At 71.9% G+C, this 18233-nt stretch carries 21 protein-coding genes and 1 tRNA gene; 11 read left to right on the forward strand and 11 right to left on the reverse strand.

What is annotated here, in order from left to right; translation table 11 throughout:
- The first annotated feature begins 193 nt into the window (after nucleotides 1–193).
- Complete coding sequence (locus HTV45_RS13195; RefSeq protein WP_215206183.1) at nucleotides 194–787, forward strand: TetR/AcrR family transcriptional regulator; 594 nt, start codon at nucleotides 194–196, stop codon at nucleotides 785–787.
- A gap of 594 nt (nucleotides 788–1381) precedes the next feature.
- Here the strand turns inward: HTV45_RS13195 and HTV45_RS13200 are convergent.
- Nucleotides 1382–2596 carry an acyl-CoA dehydrogenase family protein gene (locus HTV45_RS13200; protein ID WP_215205927.1) on the reverse strand — a complete coding sequence of 405 codons (1215 nt, stop codon included), beginning with the start codon at nucleotides 2594–2596 and terminating at the stop codon, nucleotides 1382–1384.
- A 6-nt stretch (nucleotides 2597–2602) separates the two neighbouring features.
- Nucleotides 2603–3625: a phosphotransferase family protein gene (locus HTV45_RS13205; RefSeq protein WP_215205928.1), complete on the reverse strand. Its 1023-nt coding sequence runs from the start codon at nucleotides 3623–3625 to the stop codon at nucleotides 2603–2605.
- Between the two features lie 197 nt (nucleotides 3626–3822).
- Here HTV45_RS13205 and HTV45_RS13210 point away from each other — a divergent pair, with 197 nt between their 5' ends.
- Nucleotides 3823–4752, forward strand: coding sequence for an NADP-dependent oxidoreductase (locus HTV45_RS13210; protein ID WP_215205929.1), 930 nt, complete (start codon nucleotides 3823–3825; stop codon nucleotides 4750–4752).
- A gap of 161 nt (nucleotides 4753–4913) precedes the next feature.
- Here the strand turns inward: HTV45_RS13210 and HTV45_RS13215 are convergent, their stop codons facing one another.
- Genes HTV45_RS13215 through HTV45_RS13225 form a run of 3 tightly spaced genes read right to left on the reverse strand, consistent with a single transcriptional unit; the run spans nucleotide 4914 to nucleotide 6188 of the window.
- On the reverse strand, nucleotides 4914–5258 hold the full coding sequence (locus HTV45_RS13215; protein WP_215205930.1) for a DUF202 domain-containing protein: 345 nt from the start codon (nucleotides 5256–5258) through the stop codon (nucleotides 4914–4916).
- The gene (locus HTV45_RS13220) at nucleotides 5255–5647 is read right to left on the reverse strand and encodes a DUF202 domain-containing protein (protein WP_215205931.1); all 393 of its coding nucleotides are present in this window, start codon (nucleotides 5645–5647) and stop codon (nucleotides 5255–5257) included. Before HTV45_RS13220 ends, HTV45_RS13215 begins: the two co-directional genes overlap by 4 nt.
- A 10-nt stretch (nucleotides 5648–5657) precedes the next feature.
- Nucleotides 5658–6188: an NUDIX domain-containing protein gene (locus HTV45_RS13225; protein WP_215205932.1), complete on the reverse strand. Its 531-nt coding sequence runs from the start codon at nucleotides 6186–6188 to the stop codon at nucleotides 5658–5660.
- 242 nt (nucleotides 6189–6430) lie between these two features.
- Between HTV45_RS13225 and HTV45_RS13230 the strand changes: the two genes are divergently transcribed.
- The 4 genes from HTV45_RS13230 to HTV45_RS13245 all read left to right on the forward strand — a co-directional run bounded on the left by HTV45_RS13230 (nucleotide 6431) and on the right by HTV45_RS13245 (nucleotide 10454).
- Nucleotides 6431–7381 carry a hypothetical protein gene (locus HTV45_RS13230; RefSeq protein WP_215205933.1) on the forward strand — a complete coding sequence of 317 codons (951 nt, stop codon included), beginning with the start codon at nucleotides 6431–6433 and terminating at the stop codon, nucleotides 7379–7381.
- A gap of 73 nt (nucleotides 7382–7454) precedes the next feature.
- On the forward strand, nucleotides 7455–8996 hold the full coding sequence (locus HTV45_RS13235; protein ID WP_215205934.1) for an APC family permease: 1542 nt from the start codon (nucleotides 7455–7457) through the stop codon (nucleotides 8994–8996).
- Between the two features lie 176 nt (nucleotides 8997–9172).
- On the forward strand, nucleotides 9173–9847 hold the full coding sequence (locus tag HTV45_RS13240) for a molybdopterin-dependent oxidoreductase (RefSeq protein WP_215206184.1): 675 nt from the start codon (nucleotides 9173–9175) through the stop codon (nucleotides 9845–9847).
- Complete coding sequence (locus tag HTV45_RS13245) at nucleotides 9831–10454, forward strand: cytochrome b/b6 domain-containing protein (RefSeq protein ID WP_215205935.1); 624 nt, start codon at nucleotides 9831–9833, stop codon at nucleotides 10452–10454. Before HTV45_RS13240 ends, HTV45_RS13245 begins: the two co-directional genes overlap by 17 nt.
- Before the next feature lie 61 nt (nucleotides 10455–10515).
- On the opposite strand, the gene HTV45_RS13250 is transcribed toward HTV45_RS13245, so the two are convergent.
- The gene (locus HTV45_RS13250; protein WP_215205936.1) at nucleotides 10516–11913 is read right to left on the reverse strand and encodes a GntP family permease; all 1398 of its coding nucleotides are present in this window, start codon (nucleotides 11911–11913) and stop codon (nucleotides 10516–10518) included.
- A gap of 92 nt (nucleotides 11914–12005) precedes the next feature.
- Nucleotides 12006–12512, reverse strand: coding sequence for a gluconokinase (locus HTV45_RS13255; protein ID WP_215205937.1), 507 nt, complete (start codon nucleotides 12510–12512; stop codon nucleotides 12006–12008).
- Between the two features lie 137 nt (nucleotides 12513–12649).
- Between HTV45_RS13255 and HTV45_RS13260 the strand changes: the two genes are divergently transcribed.
- Nucleotides 12650–13351, forward strand: coding sequence for a FadR/GntR family transcriptional regulator (locus tag HTV45_RS13260; RefSeq protein WP_215205938.1), 702 nt, complete (start codon nucleotides 12650–12652; stop codon nucleotides 13349–13351).
- On the opposite strand, the gene HTV45_RS13265 is transcribed toward HTV45_RS13260, so the two are convergent.
- From HTV45_RS13265 to HTV45_RS13275, 3 genes are all read right to left on the reverse strand, one after another.
- On the reverse strand, nucleotides 13352–13726 hold the full coding sequence (locus tag HTV45_RS13265) for a YchJ family protein (RefSeq protein ID WP_215205939.1): 375 nt from the start codon (nucleotides 13724–13726) through the stop codon (nucleotides 13352–13354).
- Between the two features lie 66 nt (nucleotides 13727–13792).
- On the reverse strand, nucleotides 13793–13951 hold the full coding sequence (locus HTV45_RS13270; protein ID WP_215205940.1) for a hypothetical protein: 159 nt from the start codon (nucleotides 13949–13951) through the stop codon (nucleotides 13793–13795).
- A 115-nt stretch (nucleotides 13952–14066) separates the two neighbouring features.
- Nucleotides 14067–14154 (reverse strand) — tRNA-Leu (locus HTV45_RS13275).
- Between the two features lie 224 nt (nucleotides 14155–14378).
- Here HTV45_RS13275 and HTV45_RS13280 point away from each other — a divergent pair.
- The 3 genes from HTV45_RS13280 to HTV45_RS13290 all read left to right on the forward strand — a co-directional run bounded on the left by HTV45_RS13280 (nucleotide 14379) and on the right by HTV45_RS13290 (nucleotide 16986).
- Nucleotides 14379–15704, forward strand: a complete 1326-nt coding sequence (locus tag HTV45_RS13280) for a M20/M25/M40 family metallo-hydrolase (protein ID WP_215205941.1) — start codon at nucleotides 14379–14381, stop codon at nucleotides 15702–15704.
- Between the two features lie 152 nt (nucleotides 15705–15856).
- Nucleotides 15857–16090 carry a chaplin ChpH gene (chpH, locus tag HTV45_RS13285; RefSeq protein ID WP_215205942.1) on the forward strand — a complete coding sequence of 78 codons (234 nt, stop codon included), beginning with the start codon at nucleotides 15857–15859 and terminating at the stop codon, nucleotides 16088–16090.
- A gap of 167 nt (nucleotides 16091–16257) precedes the next feature.
- On the forward strand, nucleotides 16258–16986 hold the full coding sequence (locus tag HTV45_RS13290) for a chaplin (protein WP_215205943.1): 729 nt from the start codon (nucleotides 16258–16260) through the stop codon (nucleotides 16984–16986).
- Between the two features lie 74 nt (nucleotides 16987–17060).
- Here the strand turns inward: HTV45_RS13290 and HTV45_RS13295 are convergent, their stop codons facing one another.
- A complete protein-coding gene (locus HTV45_RS13295) occupies nucleotides 17061–17249 on the reverse strand; it encodes a DUF5703 family protein (protein ID WP_004933366.1) in 189 nt (62 codons plus the stop codon).
- A 47-nt stretch (nucleotides 17250–17296) separates the two neighbouring features.
- Between HTV45_RS13295 and HTV45_RS13300 the strand changes: the two genes are divergently transcribed.
- Nucleotides 17297–17977 carry a hypothetical protein gene (locus HTV45_RS13300; RefSeq protein WP_215205944.1) on the forward strand — a complete coding sequence of 227 codons (681 nt, stop codon included), beginning with the start codon at nucleotides 17297–17299 and terminating at the stop codon, nucleotides 17975–17977.
- The last annotated feature ends 256 nt before the right edge of the window (nucleotides 17978–18233 follow it).

The raw sequence follows: 18233 nt of genomic DNA on the forward strand, positions 1-18233 counted from the left end.
GGCCCGGCCGGGGTCGGCAGGGACCCGGCTGTACCCGCCGGCCGGGAGGGGGAGGCACCGGCCGCCCGCACGGGTCCGCGTCCGGCGGAGAGCCCGCCGCAGCCGCCGGGCGCGGACAGTGGGAAGATCCTCCGTCGGGACCGCGTTCCCGATCCAGACCACGGACAGCGACATGGAAAGGCGGGTGGCGGCAGTGCCCAGGACGACGGACGGTGACGGGGCCCCCGTGCCGCAGCGGCTGCTGGCCGCCGCCACCCGGCTCTTCGCCGAGCAGGGCTACGACCGCACCTCGGTGCAGGAGATCGTCGAGGCGGCCGGCGTCACCAAGGGGGCGCTCTACCACTACTTCGGCTCCAAGGACGACCTGCTGCACGAGGTGTACGCGCGCGTGCTGCGCCTCCAGCAGGAGCGACTGGACCAGTTCGCGAACGCCGACGAGCCGATCGAGAAGCGGCTGCGCGGCGCGGCCGCCGACGTCGTCGTCACCACGATCGAGAACCTCGACGACGCGTCGATCTTCTTCCGCTCCATGCACCACCTCGGCCCGGAGAAGAACAGGCAGGTGCGCGCCGAACGCCGCCGCTACCACGAACGCTTCCGTGCGCTGATCGAGGAGGGCCAGCGGGAGGGCGTCTTCTCCACGGCCACCCCGGCGGACCTCGTGGTCGACTACCACTTCGGCTCGGTGCACCACCTGTCCACCTGGTACCGCCCCGACGGCCCGCTCAGCCCCCAGGAGGTCGCCGACCACCTGGCGGACCTCCTCCTGCGCGCCCTGCGCGCCTGACCCGCCCACCGTCCCGTGAGACGGCCGCGCCGGGTGTCGCCGGGCTCGGCCGTACACAGGGTGGCCGGTCCGCCGGCAACGACGGCGCGTGTCTGCGGCAGGTTCCGGTCCGGCGGTGGTGGCGGCGCTGACGCAGGCCCTCACCCTCGCTCCGCTTCCCGGCCCATCGGCCCGGGGGGACGGCTGCGCCGGTGGTCAGCCTGGCCGTGGTGAGGAGGGGCGTCCGGCGGGAACGACTGGGCGCGTCCGTGCCGGGAGCCGGTCCGACGGTGGTTGTGGCGCTGATGCCGGGCTCCCACCGCACTCAGGCTCCCGGTCCGGGGAACGGGCCGCGCCCTCGTGTGCCGCCGGGCCCGGCCGTACACAGGGTGGCCGGTCCGCCGGCAACGACGGCGCGCGTCTGCGGCAGGAGCCGGTCCGGCGGCGGTAAGGCCCTCACCATGTCCCGCCTCCCGGCCCGGGGACGGCTGCGCCCCCGATATGCCGCCGTGCCCTCACCGCGCCACGACTCCCGCCCCGCCGGCCCCCCGCACGCTTCCTCCGGGGCGCGGCGGCGCCGCCGGGTTGCCCCTCCGGCGGTGCCGACGCCCGTGCCTAGCGGTGTTTCTTCAGCTCCCGGCGCGCCAGCGACCGCTGGTGCACCTCGTCGGGACCGTCGGCGATCATCAGCGTGCGCGCACCGGCGTACAGCTCGGCCAGCGGGAGGTCCTGGCTGACCCCGCCCGCGCCGTACAGCTGGATCGCCCGGTCGAGGATGCCGACGACCGTGCGCGGTGTGGCGATCTTGATGGCCTGGATCTCGGTGTGGGCGCCCCGGTTGCCCACGGTGTCCATCATCCAGGCCGTCTTCAGCACCAGCAGCCGCAGCTGCTCGACCGCCACCCGCGCGTCGGCGATCCAGTTCTGGACCACGCCCTGCTGCGCCAGCGCCTTGCCGAAGGCGTCCCGCGACACCGCGCGGCGGCACATCAGCTCGATGGCACGCTCGGCCATGCCGATCAGCCGCATGCAGTGGTGGATCCGGCCGGGACCGAGGCGGGCCTGCGCGATGGCGAAGCCGCCGCCCTCCTCCCCGATCAGGTTCGACACCGGCACCCGCGCGTGGTCGAAGACCACTTCGGCGTGTCCGCCGTGGTAATGGTCCTCGTAGCCGAACACCCGCATGGCACGCTCGATCGTGACGCCCGGGGTGTCACGCGGCACCAGGATCATGGACTGCTGACGGCGGAGGTCCGCCCCGTCCGGGTCGGTCTTGCCCATCACGATGAAGATCTTGCAGTCCGGATGCATCGCCCCGGAGATGTACCACTTGCGTCCGCTGATGACGTAGTCGTCACCGTCCCGCTCGATGCGCGTGGTGATGTTGGTGGCGTCCGAGGAGGCCACGTCCGGCTCGGTCATCGCGAACGCCGAGCGGATCTCACCGGCCAGCAGCGGCTGGAGCCACTGCTTCTTCTGCGCCTCGTCGCCGAACTGCGTCAGCACCTCCATGTTCCCGGTGTCGGGCGCCGCGCAGTTGGTGACGGTCGGCGCGATCTGCGGGGAGCGGCCCATGATCTCGGCGAGCGGGGCGTACTGGAGGTTGGTGAGGCCGGCGCCGTACGTGTCGTCGGGGAGGAAGAGGTTCCACAGCCCCTGCCGGCGGGCCTCGGCCTTCAGCTCCTCCACGACGGGGACGTTCTCCCACGGCGACTCCAGCCCGGAACGCTGTGCGTGGGCGACCTGCTCGGCCGGGTAGACGTACTCGTCCATGAAGGCGAGAAGCTTGGCGCGCAGCTCCTCGGTGCGCGCGTCGAACGCGAAGTCCATGACTGGTCAGCCTTCCTGAAGAGTGGTCAGACCGTGCTCGATGAAGACCGGGACCAGTTCGCCGATGCGGTCGAAACCGCGCCCGACCGTCTGGCCCAGCGTGTAGCGGTAGTGGATGCCCTCGAGGATCACGGCGAGCTTGAACCAGGCGAACGCCGTGTACCAGGACACCGCGGAGACATCGCGTCCGGACCGCGCGGCGTACCGCTCGACCAGTTCGGCCGGTGTGGGGTGCCCGGGGGCCTCGGCGGTCGTCGAGACGGGCGAGTCGGGCATCCCCAGCGGCATGCTGTACATCACCAGCAGCCCCAAATCGGTGAGCGGATCACCGAGGGTGGACATCTCCCAGTCCAGGACGGCCTTGATCGTGTCGTCGTCGCCGATCAGCGCGTTGTCGAGCCGGTAGTCGCCGTGCACCACGGCCGGCGCGGGGGAGACGGGCAGCTCGCGCCCGAGGGCCGCGTGCAGTTCGTCGATCCCGGCCAGCTCCCGGTTGCGGGAGGCGTCCAGTTGCTTGCCCCAGCGCCGCAACTGCCGGTCCAGGAAGCCCTCGGGCCGGCCGAAGTCCGCGAGCCCCACCTCGCCGGGATCCACCGCGTGCAGCTCGACGAGGATGTCCACCAGGTTCAGCACGGCGTCCCGGGTGCGCCCGGGACCGAGCGGAGCGAGCTGGCCGGCGGTGCGGTACGGAGTGCCCTCCACGAACTCCATCACGTAGAACGGCGCTCCGAGCACCGTCTCGTCCTCGCACAGCAGCACCGGCCGCGGCACCGGTACGGCGGTGGGGTGCAGCGCGCTGATCACCCGGTGCTCGCGCTTCATGTCGTGCGCCGTGGCCAGGATGTGGCCGAGCGGGGGACGCCGGACGACCCACTTCGCGCCGCCGTCGGAGACCGCGTACGTGAGGTTCGACCTGCCGCCCTCGATCAGCCGGCCGGAGAGGGGACCGCTCACCAGGCCGGGCCGCTCCTTTTCGAGCAGGCCGTGAAGCCGGTCGAGATCGAGTCCGGGCGGGTGGTCGGGGCTCATCGTCGCTCCTACGGGCTGGAAACAGTACCCGCCTTATGATGCCGACCGGTCGGTATGTCGTCCAGAGCGAGGACGAAACGTGACCGGGTCCACGATAGATGCTCAGGGCACCCGCCGGACGTCCCGCCACCACGCGAATGGCGCATATCGATCGACCCGGCTTGCACGGCGCGGGCGCACCCCGGAGGGTCGGAGTCATGAAGGCGATCAGCTACACACGGTACGGCGGCCCCGAGGTGCTCGAATCCGGAGAGGTCGACGATCCCAAGGTCGGTCCCGACTCGGTGCTGGTGAAGGTACGGGCGGCAGGCGTCAACCCGGTCGACTGGAAGTGCCGGGAAGGCTACCTCGACGCGATCCTTCCGACGGCCTTCCCTGTCGTCCCCGGCTGGGACGTCGCGGGCGTGGTGGTGCAACCGGGTCCCGCCGTACCGGAGTTCTCCGTCGGGGACGAGGTGATCGGCTACGTACGCGAGGACGTCCTGTCCCGGGGGACGTTCGCCGAGTACGTCGCGGCGCCGGTGCGGACCCTGGCGCGCAAGCCGCGCAGTCTCTCCTTCGAGGAGGCGGCGGGCCTGCCCCTCGCGGGCCTGACCGCCTACCAGGCGCTGCACCGTGTCCTCGGCGTCCAACGGGGTGAGACCGTCCTGGTGCACGCCGCGGCCGGTGGGGTCGGTTCCCTCGGGGTCCAGCTCGCCGCCCATCTCGGCGCCCGGGTGATCGGCACGGCGAGCGAGCACAACCACGACTTCGTACGCGGACTGGGCGCGGAACCGGTGAGCTACGGCGACGGTCTCGTGGAACGGGTACGGGGACTGGCCCCCGAGGGCGTGGACGCGGTGTTCGACACCGTGGGCGGCGAGGCCCTGCGGGCGTCCGCGAACCTCCTGGCCCCCGACGGCCGCCTGGCCTCGATCATCGACCCGGAGGTGGTGGACCTCGGCGGCCACTACTGGTTCGTCCGCCCCGACCCCCAGGACCTGGCGCACCTCTCCGACCTGGCCGACCAGGGCGCCCTGACGGTCCATGTCTCGCGCACCTTCCCCCTGTCCGAGGCGGCGGAGGCCCACCGTCTCAACCAGGAGGGCCGAACCCGGGGCAAGATCGTGGTGACGCTGCCCGAATAGGCTCGTCCGGGGCCCCTTGGGGCCCCCTCCGGGGGAGTTCGAGGACGAGGCCCGCAGGGCCGACAGGGGGTCCGGCGCAGCGCCCAGGGACGATGGGGGCACCTCCCGCTCGAGCGAAGCCGGGTGCGGGGGAGGGAAGGGGCGGCGGGGCGGAACACCCGCTACGCCCGCAGCACCAGCCCCACGCCACCCCCCACCATCGCCACCACACACACCACCGCGGCGGCCCCGCTCCGCGGACCCATCGGCCCCGGCACGCCACCCCCGGCCAACGTCCGGATCCGCCCACGAGCGATCCACAGCAGCGCCATCCACCCCCCGCACACCACCCCCGCCGACCCCGCGACCACCGGCCACCCCCCGCCGTCGCCCCCCAGCGCCGCCCTCGCCGCGAGCACCACCACCACCGTGCTCGACAGCGTCGTACGCCGCCACGCCAGCCGGGTCCGCTCGGGTTGCAGCCCGGGATCCCGCTCGACCCTCCGGCCGGCCGCCGCCCCGCTCATTCCGCCCACCCGAAGAGCACCACGACGACCATCACCACCGCCACCACCGCCACCACCAGGCTCAGCAGTGCCGGAAACCGCGACACCGGCAGATCCTCCCCCCGCCGCATCGCCCGCTCGCACCGCACCCAGTGATTGACCGCCCGCAGCGCGCACAACGCCCCGGTGGCGAGCAGCGCCAGCGCGAGCCCCACCCGCCACGCCCACCGCAGGTCCGGCAGGAACTGGTCCACCGCGAACCCGCCGCCGATCAGCGCGAGCGCGGTACGCAGCCAGGCCAGGAACGTCCGTTCGTTCGCCAGGGAGAACCGGTAGTCGGGCGTCACGCCCTCCCGCCGCGCCTCCCCGGGTGCGAACCACAACCGGACGTTCCGCACGAAGTCGATCACGCCTGCGACCCTACCGGCGCTCGGACGTACCCGGCCGCCACGCCCTGAGCCGCTCGTACGCCGCCACCCCGTCCGGCACCCACGCCCACCCGCCCTCGCCCAGCCGGCGCTCCACCTCCGCCTCCGGCAGGAAGTCGTACCAGGCCACCTCCTCGGCCTGCGGCCGCACCGGCTGCTCGCAGAGCACCTCGTACACCGCCGACCACCAGGTCCGGCCCGCCCCGTCGTCGTACAGGAACGTGAACAGGTGCGCGGGGCGCGGCAGACCGCTCACGCCCAGTTCCTCCTCCGCCTCCCGCAGCGCCGCCTCGTCGTACCCCTCGCCCGCGCCGACGACCCCGCCGACGAACATGTCGTACAGGGAGGGGAAGACCAGCTTGGCCGCCGTCCGGCGATGGACGAAGACACGCCCGCGTGCGTCGCGGGCCAGGACGAAGACGCACCGGTGTCGCAGACCCCGCGCGTAGGCCTCCCCGCGGGGTGCCTGCCCGACCACCCGGTCGTGTCCGTCGACGATGTCGATGATCTCGTCAGCGCTCATACCGGAATCCAAGCAGAGGTCTCCGCGAGCCGCGCCCTGCGAACACACGTACCTCCGGTGCCACAAGTTGCCCGTTCGTGACCGCAGTTGACGCGTGTAACACCCCGGGCGCCCTTGACGTGATCCGTCGGCTGACGGTTTGCTGTCTGTGATCAGCTCATGGCATTCGGCAGCCGACCACTGCCGGACCGACCGCCCGCCGTGGGCCGTGCCACAAGAAGAGCGCGTGAGGAAGTCCCGCGGTGTCCCCACCCCCGCCTCCCCTCGGCCGTGCCCGCAAACGCGCGGCACAGGCCTTCGACGAGGCTCTCGACGACGCCGAACTCGTTGACACACGAGCCGCGTTGGCGCAGGGCCGCTGGCAGAGCACCCGTACCCTGCTGGTCCGGACGGGGGACGACTGGGACCGCCGGGCACATCGGATCACGGTGCTCGCCAGGGAGTCGTACTGTGCCGGCTGGGCCCGTGAGTGGCTGCTGGCCGAGCCCGACTCCGCTGACGCCTCCGTGCTGCTCGCCCTCGCCCAGGTGCGGCGCGCCCTGCGCGGCAAGGAGAAACCGGCCCGTGTCCGCGAGGCCTGCCACCGGGCCGCGGAGCTCCGGCCGGCCGACCCCACCCCCTGGCTCGGCCTGCTCCTCCTGGAGTGCTCCCTGGGGGCGGAGGGCGACGTGGTCCCGGTCTTCGAACAGGTCCGCACCCGGTACGCGGACCACCACCACGCCCACCACCTGGTGGTCGCCTGGCTCGCGGAGCGGCGCGTGGAGGCGGGCCCGGACCCGCTGCACGAGGTGTACGACTTCGCCAACTGGGCCGCCGAACAGGCGCCCGCCGACTCCCCGCTGGCCATTCTGCCGGTCATCGCGCACGCCGAGCGCTACCGCACCCTGGCCGCCGCCGGACACCAGCCCGCCGACCCGGTCTCCTCCGGGCACTGGGTCGGCCGCCGGGCCCGCCAGGTGATGAAGGCCGCCTTCGACTGGTGGCTGGAGTGGGAGCACGAGGACCATCCGCGCCGGCTGGTCGACCTGAACTTCCTCGCCCACGCCAAGGTGTGCGAAGGCCGGGGCGCCGAGGCAGCCGCCCTGTTCCACCGCATCGGCGACCACGCCGCCCCGGCCCCCTGGTCCTACCCCGACCGGGATCCCCTGACGGCCTTCCGTACCGCCCGCGCCGTCGCCCTGGGCACGGTCTGACCCCACCCGCCCACCCCGCACCTCACGCTCCCGCACGCGCCGAAACCACCACCGACCCGAGGACGGTCTCGAGATGACGACGGACAGTTCGAGCAAGCGCAGAGCCACAGCCGGCGGCATCAGTACGTTCAAGGGGCAGGAGCGCGCGCTGCGCGCCGACCGCCTCGGCACGGGGGGCCTGCTGCTCTCCGTGCTCGCCGCGACCGCCCCCCTCATGGTGGTCGCCGGTGTCATGCCCACCACATTCGCGGTGATGGGCATCGTCGGCCAGCCGCTGCTCTTCGTGGTCCTCGGCACCGTACTGGTCCTCTTCAGCCTCGGCTACGCCGAGATGAGCCGGCACGTCCACAACGCGGGTGCCTTCTACGCCTACATCTCCCGCGGACTGGGCGGTACCGCGGGCGCGGGCGCCGCCATGGTCGCGCTCGTCGCCTACAACTCCCTCCAGGTCGGCATCTACGGCATCTTCGGCTTCGAGGTCTCCGGCCTCCTCGCCACCTACGCCGACATCGAGATCGCCTGGTGGATACCGTCGCTGGTGGCCGTCCTGGCCGTCGGCGCACTGGGCTGGCTGAAGATCGACGTCAACGCCCGGGTCCTCGGCGTCCTGCTGGTCATCGAGGTCCTGCTGGTCGTCGCGTTCGACATCGCGGCCATCGCCGACCCCGGCAAGGAGGGCCTGTCGCTGCACGCCTTCAACCCGGACACGCTCACCGGCGCCGGCGTCGGCACCGCCCTGTGCTTCTGCATCGCGGCCTTCCTCGGCTTCGAACAGGCCCCCGTGTACGCGGAGGAGACCAGCAAGCCGCACGAGGTCGTGCCGCGCGTGATGTTCCTCGCGGTCACCGGCGTCGCCGTCTTCTTCGCCATCAGCAGCTGGGCGCTCACCATCGCCACCGGCCCCTCCGGAATCATCGGAACCTCCCAGGAGCAGAGCGCCGGACTGCTGTTCTTCCTCACCGAGGAGCGGCTCGGCGGCACCTTCACCGACGTCCTGCACATCCTCTTCGTGACCGGCATGTTCGCGGCGATGCTCAGCTTCCACAACGTCGTCGCCCGGTACGCCTTCGCCATGGGCCGCGAGGGCCTGCTGCCCGCCGCCTTCGGCCGCACCACCGGCACCAGCGGCGCCCCCGGCACCGGCTCCCTGCTGCAGACCGGCATCGCCACCGTGCTGATCCTCGTCTTCGCGCTCACCGACGACAAGCCGGCCGGAGACCCCACCGCGCCCGTCCTGCGCCTGTTCACCTGGGGCGGTAACATCGGCGCGCTCGGCGTGATCGTGCTCATGGCCATCGCCTCCCTGTCCGTCATCGTCTTCTTCGTCCGGCGCGGAGCCGCGGGCGCACAGGCCTGGCGGCTGGGCACCTCGGTGCTGGCGGGCATCGCCCTGGTGGTGATCGCGGGCTACACGGTCAAGGACTTCGACGTCCTGGTGGGGGCCGGCCCCGGCTCCGTCCTGAGCTGGGTCCTGCCCGGTGTCATCGGACTCGCCCTCGTCATCGGGCTGGTCCAGGGCGCGGTCCTGCGCGCCCGCGCGCCCGAGACACACGCCCGCATCGGGCAGGGCAACGAGGCCTTCCAGCTCGACCAGGAGGCCGAGCGCACCCCGTAGGGGCACGGTGGTGACGGAATTCTTACGGGCACCCGCGAACCCTGGCCCGGCCGGGGCGCGGGTGCTCGAATGGAGCGGTGAACTCCGAACAGCCGCCGGAAGGCCAGGACACGCGGACCGGGCGGACCGCCAGAACCGGACCGGACGAGCCCGGCAGGCCCCTCGGCCGCCGCGTCCTGCTCGGCACCCTCGGCCTGGGCGCCCTCGGTGTGGCCACCGCGCCCACCCTCCAGCGCGGCCTGGAGTCCTTCCTCGCCGGAGCCTCCGACAAGGACCCCACCGGCCTGACCGGACTGCTGCCGAACGGCGGCGGCTTCCGCTACTACTCGGTGACCTCCTCCGTGCCGCGCAAGAACGCGGAGACCTACCGCCTCACCGTCGACGGCCTGGTCGACCGCCCCGCGAGCTACACGCTGGCCGAGCTGAGGGCCCTGCCGCAGACCCGTACGGTCCGGGACGTCCAGTGCGTCACCGGCTGGCGGGTTCTGGACACGCCGTTCGAAGGGGTGCGCCTGTCCCGGCTCCTGGACGCCGCCCGGGTGCGCCCGACAGCCGGCGCGGTGCGCTTCACCTGCTTCGACGGCGCCTACTCCGAGAGCCTCACCCTCGACCAGGCCCGCCGCGCCGACGTCCTCGTCGCCCTGCGCATGCGGGACGAGGACCTCGGCCACGCCCACGGCGGCCCCGCCCGCCTCTACGTGGCCCCGATGTACTTCTACAAGTCCGCCAAGTGGCTCTCCGGCATCACCGTCACCGAGGACGTCGAACCCGGCTACTGGGAGGAACGCGGCTACGACGTCGACGCCTGGGTCGGCCGCTCGAACGGGCGTGACGATGAGCCCACGGACTGACGCCCCGCCCGCCGTCACGGCCGTACCGCGCTTCGACCGGGCCGGACGCCTGGTGCATCGCACCACGGCCGTACTGACGGGCGTCTGCGTCCTCACGGCCGCCTGCCTCTACGTCCCCCAGCTCGCCCAGCTCGTGGGCCGCCGCGCCCTGGTCGTCACCGTCCACGAGTGGTCCGGTCTCGCCCTGCCCGTCCCCGTCCTCGCCGGGCTCCTCTCCCGGGCCTTCCGCGCCGACCTGGGCCGCCTCAACCGCTTCGGGCCGCACGACCGCACCTGGCTGGGCGCCGTCCTGCGCCGCGACAGGCGCCGTTCCTCCCGGCCGGCCGGGAAGTTCAACGCCGGCCAGAAGATCTATGCGGCCTGGATCGCCGGAGCCACCCTGGTGATGCTGGGCACCGGTCTGATGATGTGGTTCACCCACCTCACTCCGCTGGTGTGGCGCACCAGCGCGACCTTCGTCCACGACTGGCTGGCGCTGACCCTCGGCATCGTGCTCGCCGGGCACATCGGCATGGCCCTGGCGGACCCGGAGGCCCGCCGCGGCATGCGCACGGGATCCGTCCGCCGGGAGTGGGCGGAGCGCGAGCATCCGCTGTGGCGCCCCTGACACGGCGACGGCCCACCCGCGCCCCGGTGAGGAGCGGGCGGGCCGTCCGTCCGGTGTCCGGCTAGATGATCAGCGACAGCAGCAGCACCAGAGCGCCCGCGACCACCGAGATGATCGTCTCCATCACCGACCAGGTCTTGATCGTCTGCCCGACGGTCAGCCCGAAGTACTCCTTCACCAGCCAGAACCCGGCGTCGTTGACATGGCTGAAGAACAGCGAGCCGGCGCCGATGGCCAGCACCAGCAGGGCGGTGTGCGTGGTCGACATGTCGGCCGCGAGCGGCGCCACCAGACCGGCCGCCGAGACGGTCGCCACGGTCGCCGAACCGGTCGCCAGCCGGATCGCCACCGCGATCAGCCAGGCCAGCAGCAGCGCCGGGATGGACCAGTCCTCGGAGATGTCCAGGATCATCCGGCCCACACCGGTGTCGATCAGCGTCTGCTTGAAACCGCCGCCGGCGCCGACGATCAGCAGGATGCCCGCGATCGGCGCGAGCGACTTCTCGACGATGGAGGAGATGCGCTCCCGGCTGAACCCGGCGGGCATCCCCAGCGTGAAGATGCCGACCAGGACGGCCGCGAGCAGGGCGATCAGCGGGGAGCCGATCACGTCGAAGACGCGCTGCACGGAGTTGTCGGGGTCGTCGACGACGATGTCGACCAGCGCCTTGGCGAGCATCAGCACGACCGGCAGCAGGATCGTGGCCAGCGTCGGACCGAAGCCGGGACGCTTCTCCAGGTCCTCGGAGGGGCGCTGCGGGATCATCCCCTCCGGAGCCGGGACGTCCACCCAGCGGGCGGCGTACTTCGAGAACAGCGGACCGGCGATGACCACGGTCGGTATGGCGATCAGCACGCCCAGCGCCAGTGTCACCCCGAGGTTGGCGTCGACGGCGTCGATCGCGACCAGCGGGCCGGGGTGCGGCGGGACCAGACCGTGCATCACGGACAGACCGGCGAGCGCGGGAATACCGATACGCATCAGGGAGTAGTTGCCGCGCTTGGCGACCATCAGCACCACGGGGATCAGCAGCACCACGCCGACCTCGAAGAAGAGCGGCAGGCCGATCACCGAGGCGATCAGCACCATCGCCCACGGCATCATGCGGCCGCTGGCCCGTTCGAGGATGGTGTCGACGATCTGATCCGCGCCGCCCGAGTCGGCGAGCATCTTGCCGAGGATCGCGCCGAGGGCGATCAGCACGCCCACGCCGGCGACGGTGGAGCCGAGTCCGGCGCTGAAGCTGGTGATCACCTTGTCCAGCGGCGCTCCGGCGAACGCGCCGAGCGCCAGTGAGCCGATGGTCAGTGACAGGAAGGCGTGCAGCTTGAACTTGGTGATGAGCAGGACGATGACGGCGATGCCCGCCAGGACGGCGATGCCCAGCTGGGCGTGGCCGGCCGAGGTGATCGCCTCGGGTGCGTCCGCTGCCAGCATCTCGACGCTGAGTCTGGTCACGGTGGGTTCCCTTGGGTCTACGGGGGTGGGGGGAAAACCGGGGGAAGGGGCCCCGGGGAAGGGCGAGGTCGGGGACCTGCCGTGCGGGTCGGCTAGGGAAGGACATCGAGGGCGGCGGCGGCCCGTTCGGCGATCTCCCCGGGGCTGCCCGCGACGTCCACGGCGACGCCGGCCTCGTCCGGCTGAAGCGGCTGGAGCGTGGCGAACTGGGAGTCGAGCAGTGCCGTGGGCATGAAGTGCCCCTGGCGCTGAGCCATCCGGTCCTCGATGAGGGCGCGGTCGCCGGTGAGGTGCACGAAGACCACGCCGGGCGCGGCGGCCCGCAGCCGGTCGCGGTACGACCGCTTCAGTGCCGAGCAGCTGACCACCCCGCCGTGACCCGCCCGTTCGTGCGCCCACGCGCCGATGGCGTCCAGCCAGGGCCACCGGTCGTCGTCGCCGAGCGGGGTACCGGCCGACATCTTGTCGATGTTCGCCTGCGGGTGGAAGTCGTCGCCCTCGGCGTACGGAACGTCGAGCCGGGCGGCGAGCAGAGGACCGATGGTCGTCTTGCCGGTGCCGGCGACGCCCATGATCACGACGACATGGGGGGTGTTCATCGATGCCTCACTGTCTGCTGTCTTCGTCGACTCGTGATGTCGACGCAACTGAAGCGCATTAGATACGACGAATTCAAGAGTCTGTGACATATAAGTCTGACCTTTTGTTCGCGTGATCCGCCCCGTACGCTGAGTGCATGAGCACCACGGGCCGGGGGCTGCACGGCCGCGTACTGGACACCCTCGGCCCCGAGATCACGGCAGGCGTATACCCGCCCGGAAGCGTTCTGCGCACCGACGAACTGGCCCAGCGCTTCGACGTGTCGCGTTCCGTGATGCGCGAGGTGGTCCGCGTCCTGGAGTCCATGCGCCTGGTCCAGTCCCGGCGCCGCGTCGGCGTGACGGTGCTGCCGACCCGCGAGTGGAACGTGTACGACCCCCAGGTCATCCGCTGGCGCCTGGCCGGCGCGGACCGTCCCCGGCAACTGCGCTCGCTCACGGTGCTGCGCTCGGCGATCGAACCGGTCGCGGCGGCCCTCGCCGCGCGCAACGCCACGGCCGAGCAGTGCGCCGAACTCACCGAGTGCGCCCTCGGCATGGTCGCCCACTCACGCGGTCACAAGCTGGAGGGCTACCTCTTCCATGACGTGGCCTTCCACCGCGTGATCCTGAACGCCTCCGGCAACGAGATGTTCGCCCGCCTCGGCGACGTCGTCGCCGAGGTGCTGGCCGGCCGCACGCACCACGACGTGATGTTCGAGGACCCCGACCCGGCCGCCGTCACCCTGCACGTCCAGCTCGCCGAGGCGGTCCGCGAACGCGACCCCGCCCGCGCGGAGCGGCTGACCCGCGAGATCACCGAGGGCGCCCTGCAGGAACTGGACATCCTGGCGCCGTAGCTAGCTCAGGAACTCCCCGTCGACGTACACCCAGGCCCCGTCGACCCGCTCGAACCGGCTGCGCTCGTGCAGCGAACCGCCCCGCCAGGACGCCCGGAAGGTCACCGTCCCGGTGGAGTGGAACGCGGACCCCTCGCTCGTCTCCAGGATCTCCAGCCCGGTCCACCGCATCCCGGGATCGAAGTCGATCCGCTCCGGCCGCGTCCCCGGATGCCAGGTCCGCAGCAGATACGCGCCGTCCTGCCGCACGAACGCGCAGTACCGCGACCGCATCAGCCGCTCGGCGGTGGGAGCGGCGGCGGCCCCCGCGTGGAACCGGCCGCAGCAGGCCCCGTACGCCTCAGGGAACCCGCAGGGGCAGGAACGTGTGGTCATGGCCGCTATTCTGCCCGGCCGGTTCCGAGCCCCGACAGTGGCCCGCGAGGCTCGCCCCACGTCGGGTCAAGGCTCCTCGGTCCCGATGAGCTCCGCCCGGACGGTCTTGCCGGGCGCGGTGGGCTGTGGGCCGGTGCCCCAGTGGGTGGCCGGCCGGGCCACCAGGAGCAGTCCCCGGCCCGGCTCCGCGTCACCGGGCGCCTCATGGACGGACGAGGGTGGCACCTGCTCGGCGCGGGTGAGCCGCTGCCCCGCTCCGTGGCCGTCCGCGGGAGGGCCACCGACTCGGCGGGAAACGACGAAGGGCCCTTGGTGACCAAGGGCCCTTCATCCATCTCACTGGTGTCCGAGGGGGGACTTGAACCCCCACGCCCGATAAAGGGCACTAGCACCTCAAGCTAGCGCGTCTGCCATTCCGCCACCCGGACAAGGTGTCTGTCGCGCGGGTTTCCCCCTGCGGCGACGACGTAAACATTACCAGGTGTTCCGGGGTGGCCGATCACCCCGCCCCGCCGCGTCCTGGTGCGCCCGGCGGGTGACGGGCCGGTCCGGGGCTTGGGGGACGCCCGTGGGGGAGGGAGGATGAGGGAGACCCACCAGCGGGCACACCAGCAGGCACACCAGCAGGGACATCGGCAGCGGGAGGAAGCACGTGAGCGAGACGGACACGGCCAGGAGCGTCACCGGTGAGGACGAGGTCGTGGACCTCTGCCGCGAGCTGATCCGGATCGACACCAGCAACTACGGCGACCACTCGGGCCCCGGCGAGCGCAAGGCGGCCGAGTACGTCGCCGAGAAGCTCGCCGAGGTGGGCCTGGAACCGAAGATCTTCGAGTCGCACCCGGGCCGCGCGTCCACGGTGGCCCGGATCGAGGGCGAGGACCCGTCCCGGCCCGCGCTGCTCATCCACGGCCACACCGACGTCGTGCCGGCCAACGCGGACGACTGGACCCACCACCCCTTCTCCGGGGAGATCGCCGACGGCTGCGTGTGGGGACGCGGAGCGGTCGACATGAAGGACATGGACGCGATGACCCTCGCGGTCGTGCGCGACCGGATGCGCAGCGGACGCAAGCCCCCGCGCGACATCGTCCTCGCCTTCCTCGCGGACGAGGAGGCCGGCGGCACGTACGGCGCCAAGCACCTGGTCCGCAGGCATCCCGAGCTGTTCGAGGGCGTCACCGAGGCGATCGGCGAGGTCGGCGGCTTCTCCTTCACCGTCAACGAGAAACTGCGCCTCTACCTCGTCGAGACCGCGGAGAAGGGCATGCACTGGATGCGGCTCACCGTGGACGGCACCGCGGGCCACGGCTCGATGACCAACGACGACAACGCCATCACCGAACTGTGCGAGGCCGTAGCCCGCCTCGGCCGGCACACGTGGCCGGTCAGGGTCACCAAGACAGTACGGGCCTTCCTGGACGAGCTCTCCGACGCGCTCGGCACCGAGCTCGACCCGGAGAACATGGAGGAGACCCTGGCCAGGCTCGGCGGCATCGCCCGCATGATCGGCACCACGCTGCGCAACTCGGCGGCGCCCACCCAGCTCGGTGCCGGCTACAAGGTCAACGTCATCCCCGGCCAGGCCACCGCGCACGTCGACGGACGTTTCCTGCCCGGCCACGAGGAGGAGTTCCTCGCCGACCTCGACCGGATCCTCGGCCCGCGGGTGAAGCGTGAGGACGTGCACTCCGACAAGGCGCTGGAGACCGACTTCGACGGCCGGCTCGTCGACGCCATGCAGACCGCGCTGAGCGCCGAGGACCCGATCGCCAGGGCGGTGCCGTACATGCTCTCCGGCGGCACCGACGCCAAGTCCTTCGACGACCTGGGCATCCGCTGCTTCGGCTTCGCGCCGCTGAAGCTGCCCCCGGAGCTGGACTTCGCGGGGATGTTCCACGGGGTCGACGAGCGGGTGCCGGTGGACGGCCTGACGTTCGGTGTCCGGGTGCTCGACCGTTTCCTGGACGCGTCCTGAACCGGTAAGCCGATGAACCCGATAATCGTGCAGGCGTGCAGAGTTGACCGGGAAGAGTGAATGCGACGATAAGCACGTAGCCTCATTACTTCCTCCTCGTTACCCGTGATGTGATCCGCGACTTTGGATCGCTTTGCCAACTAGGAGGAACAATGCTCAAGAAGGTCGTCGCCGTCGCCGCCGCCACCGGTGGTCTGGTTCTCGCGGGCGCGGGCATGGCCGCCGCCGACTCGGGCGCCCAGGGTGCCGCCGTGCACTCCCCGGGTGTCGTTTCCGGCAACGTCATCCAGGCTCCGATCCACATCCCGGTGAACGTCTGCGGCAACACGGTCTCCGTGATCGGTCTGCTGAACCCCGCCTTCGGCAACACCTGCGTCAACGCCTGACGTTGTGCCTCGCCCTCTAGGGCATGTCCGCTGAGGGCTCGAGCCCGTCGGCCCCGGAGCGCGTGCCATGCGCTCCGGGGCCGACCGGTCTCCGTGAAACGTCAGAAGTCCGGGAATCCGAGCGTGACGCCCTTTCCCGGTACCAGGTGAAGGCAGGGATTTCAGCAATGCGACAGGTCACCCGCAAGGGCCTGATGACCATGGCGGCCGCCACGGGTGTGCTCGCCGCGGGCGCGGCGGGCGCCCACGCCGACTCCGGCGCGACCGGCGCCGCCACCGGATCGCCCGGTGTGCTCTCCGGCAACACGGTGCAGGCACCCGTGCACGCACCGGTGAACGTCTGCGGCAACACGGTCAACGTCGTCGGCGTCCTCAACCCGTCGGTGGGCAACTCCTGTGCCAACGGGGGTGGCGCCTCCGCCTCGGACGGCCCCGCCGGATCCGCCCACCACGGCGGCTCGGGCGCCGACGCGCGCACGGGCGACTCGCCCGGCGTGGGATCGGGCAACCAGGTCCAGGTGCCGGTGCACATCCCGGTCAACGTCTGCGGCAACAGCGTCGACGTGCTCGGCGCCGGCAACGCCACCGAGGGCAACGGCTGCGCGAACGGCGACCCGGGTCACGGGTCACCGGAGAAGCCCGGTGACCCGGGCGACCCCGGCAGCCCCGAGCAGCCCGAGAACCCCGGCGACGAGCCGGACGGCCCGGACGAGGGGGCCCCGCCCGGCTCCTCGGACGGCAACCGGCCGGACGCCCACTCCGTCACCAGCCACCGGGCCGACGCGCAGCTGGCGCAGACCGGCAGCGAACTGCCCATGGGCCTCGCCCTCCCGGCCGGCGCGGGCGCCCTGCTCGCCGGCGCGGTCCTCTACCGCAAGGCCCGCAGCGCCGCGTGACATCGGACACACGGGGCGGGCCCCGCGACCGCGGGGCTCGCTCCGTTGTGTGATTCCGGCCGGGAGAGGCGAGCTCACCAGGTGGCGCGCACCTGGCGGATGATCCGCCGCCGCAGCCGCACCCTGCGGCTGCCGTCACGCATCAGCGTCAGGCGGTACAACTCCCAGTGTCCGTACTCTGCGTGGTCCGTCAGCAGACGCGCCGTTTCCTTGCGGGAGACCCCGCGCGGCACGTACACGTCGACAAATTCGTATTCCGGCATCGCATCTATTGTGCGGGCCGGGCCCCGGTACGGATAGCGTCTGCACTATGTCTGATGCTGCGCAGCCCACCGCTGCCGAGGTACGCGCCGCCGCCGAGGCGGTGAAGACCGCGCTCGACCGCCACCTGGCCGCGGTCGAGAGCCGGTCGGGGGAGGACGACCCGGCCGTCTACGACGCGTTCAACCAGCTGGCCGCGGCCGCGGAGGCGTACGACGAGCTGCTCTACGACCGCTACGACGAGGTCACCCCCTTCGAGATCCCCGGCTCCGAGGACGCCCTGCCGCCGTACACCGGCCCCGAGGAGCCGAGCGCGCTGAGTGTGCTGATCCGCCGTGACTACGCCGTGGCGGAACCACAGCGGCTGCTGGCGCACGCCCAGCGGATCGAGACGGCGGACGGCGAGATCCCGGAGGCATCGGGCACCGTCCACGGTGCGCTCGGCCTGCTGTTCGGCGAGTTCGAGCCCGACGAGATCGCCTCCCGGCACAAGGAGTTCGGCCTCGAGGAGGGCGATTCCACACTCTGGGTGACGGCCTCCGACGAACCGGCGGACCCCGGCGAGTGGCTGGAGGCTCCGTTCGATCAGGTGGACGCGCAGCAGGTGGTCTGCCGCTTCGACGTCAGCGCCGTCTTCGACGACGACAACGACGACGAGCTGGAGGACGCCGACCCGGCCCCGGACCTCGACGAGGACCTGGACCTGGAACCGCTCGACGCCGACCGCTGACCGCCGGCGCTCCGACCGGAGCACTCACCCGCGCGGGGCTGCACCTTCGGGAGCCGCCCTGCGGACGGGTGGAGTCGTGGCCACGAGGTCCCAGCCGTCCGCGCCCGCCGGAATCTGCGGTGCCGGCAGCACCGGCAACCGCGTCGTCCGCGGTTTCGCCGTCACCTCGGCCACGGCACGCGGCAGTGCCTGCTCCACTCCGTGGCCGACCTCACCGAGCCGGCCGCTGACCGCGGCCGCTCACCCGTCCCGGGGT

The organism is Streptomyces sp. CHD11 (assembly GCF_018638295.1).
Classification (GTDB): Bacteria; Actinomycetota; Actinomycetes; order Streptomycetales; family Streptomycetaceae; genus Streptomyces.

Bases quoted from the DNA above. Each gene is read 5' to 3' on its own strand.
- HTV45_RS13210 (WP_215205929.1), top strand. From the start codon at position 3,823: ATGAAGGCGATCAGCTACACACGGTACGGCGGCCCCGAGGTGCTCGAA.
- HTV45_RS13295 (WP_004933366.1), bottom strand. From the start codon at position 17,249: ATGCCGGAATACGAATTTGTCGACGTGTACGTGCCGCGCGGGGTCTCC.
- HTV45_RS13260 (WP_215205938.1), top strand. From the start codon at position 12,650: ATGAGCACCACGGGCCGGGGGCTGCACGGCCGCGTACTGGACACCCTC.
- HTV45_RS13235 (WP_215205934.1), top strand. From the start codon at position 7,455: ATGACGACGGACAGTTCGAGCAAGCGCAGAGCCACAGCCGGCGGCATC.
- HTV45_RS13215 (WP_215205930.1), bottom strand. From the start codon at position 5,258: ATGAGCGGGGCGGCGGCCGGCCGGAGGGTCGAGCGGGATCCCGGGCTG.
- HTV45_RS13255 (WP_215205937.1), bottom strand. From the start codon at position 12,512: ATGAACACCCCCCATGTCGTCGTGATCATGGGCGTCGCCGGCACCGGC.
- HTV45_RS13200 (WP_215205927.1), bottom strand. From the start codon at position 2,596: ATGGACTTCGCGTTCGACGCGCGCACCGAGGAGCTGCGCGCCAAGCTT.
- HTV45_RS13290 (WP_215205943.1), top strand. From the start codon at position 16,258: ATGCGACAGGTCACCCGCAAGGGCCTGATGACCATGGCGGCCGCCACG.
- HTV45_RS13245 (WP_215205935.1), top strand. From the start codon at position 9,831: ATGAGCCCACGGACTGACGCCCCGCCCGCCGTCACGGCCGTACCGCGC.
- HTV45_RS13225 (WP_215205932.1), bottom strand. From the start codon at position 6,188: ATGAGCGCTGACGAGATCATCGACATCGTCGACGGACACGACCGGGTG.
- HTV45_RS13265 (WP_215205939.1), bottom strand. From the start codon at position 13,726: ATGACCACACGTTCCTGCCCCTGCGGGTTCCCTGAGGCGTACGGGGCC.
- HTV45_RS13300 (WP_215205944.1), top strand. From the start codon at position 17,297: ATGTCTGATGCTGCGCAGCCCACCGCTGCCGAGGTACGCGCCGCCGCC.
- chpH (WP_215205942.1), top strand. From the start codon at position 15,857: ATGCTCAAGAAGGTCGTCGCCGTCGCCGCCGCCACCGGTGGTCTGGTT.
- HTV45_RS13205 (WP_215205928.1), bottom strand. From the start codon at position 3,625: ATGAGCCCCGACCACCCGCCCGGACTCGATCTCGACCGGCTTCACGGC.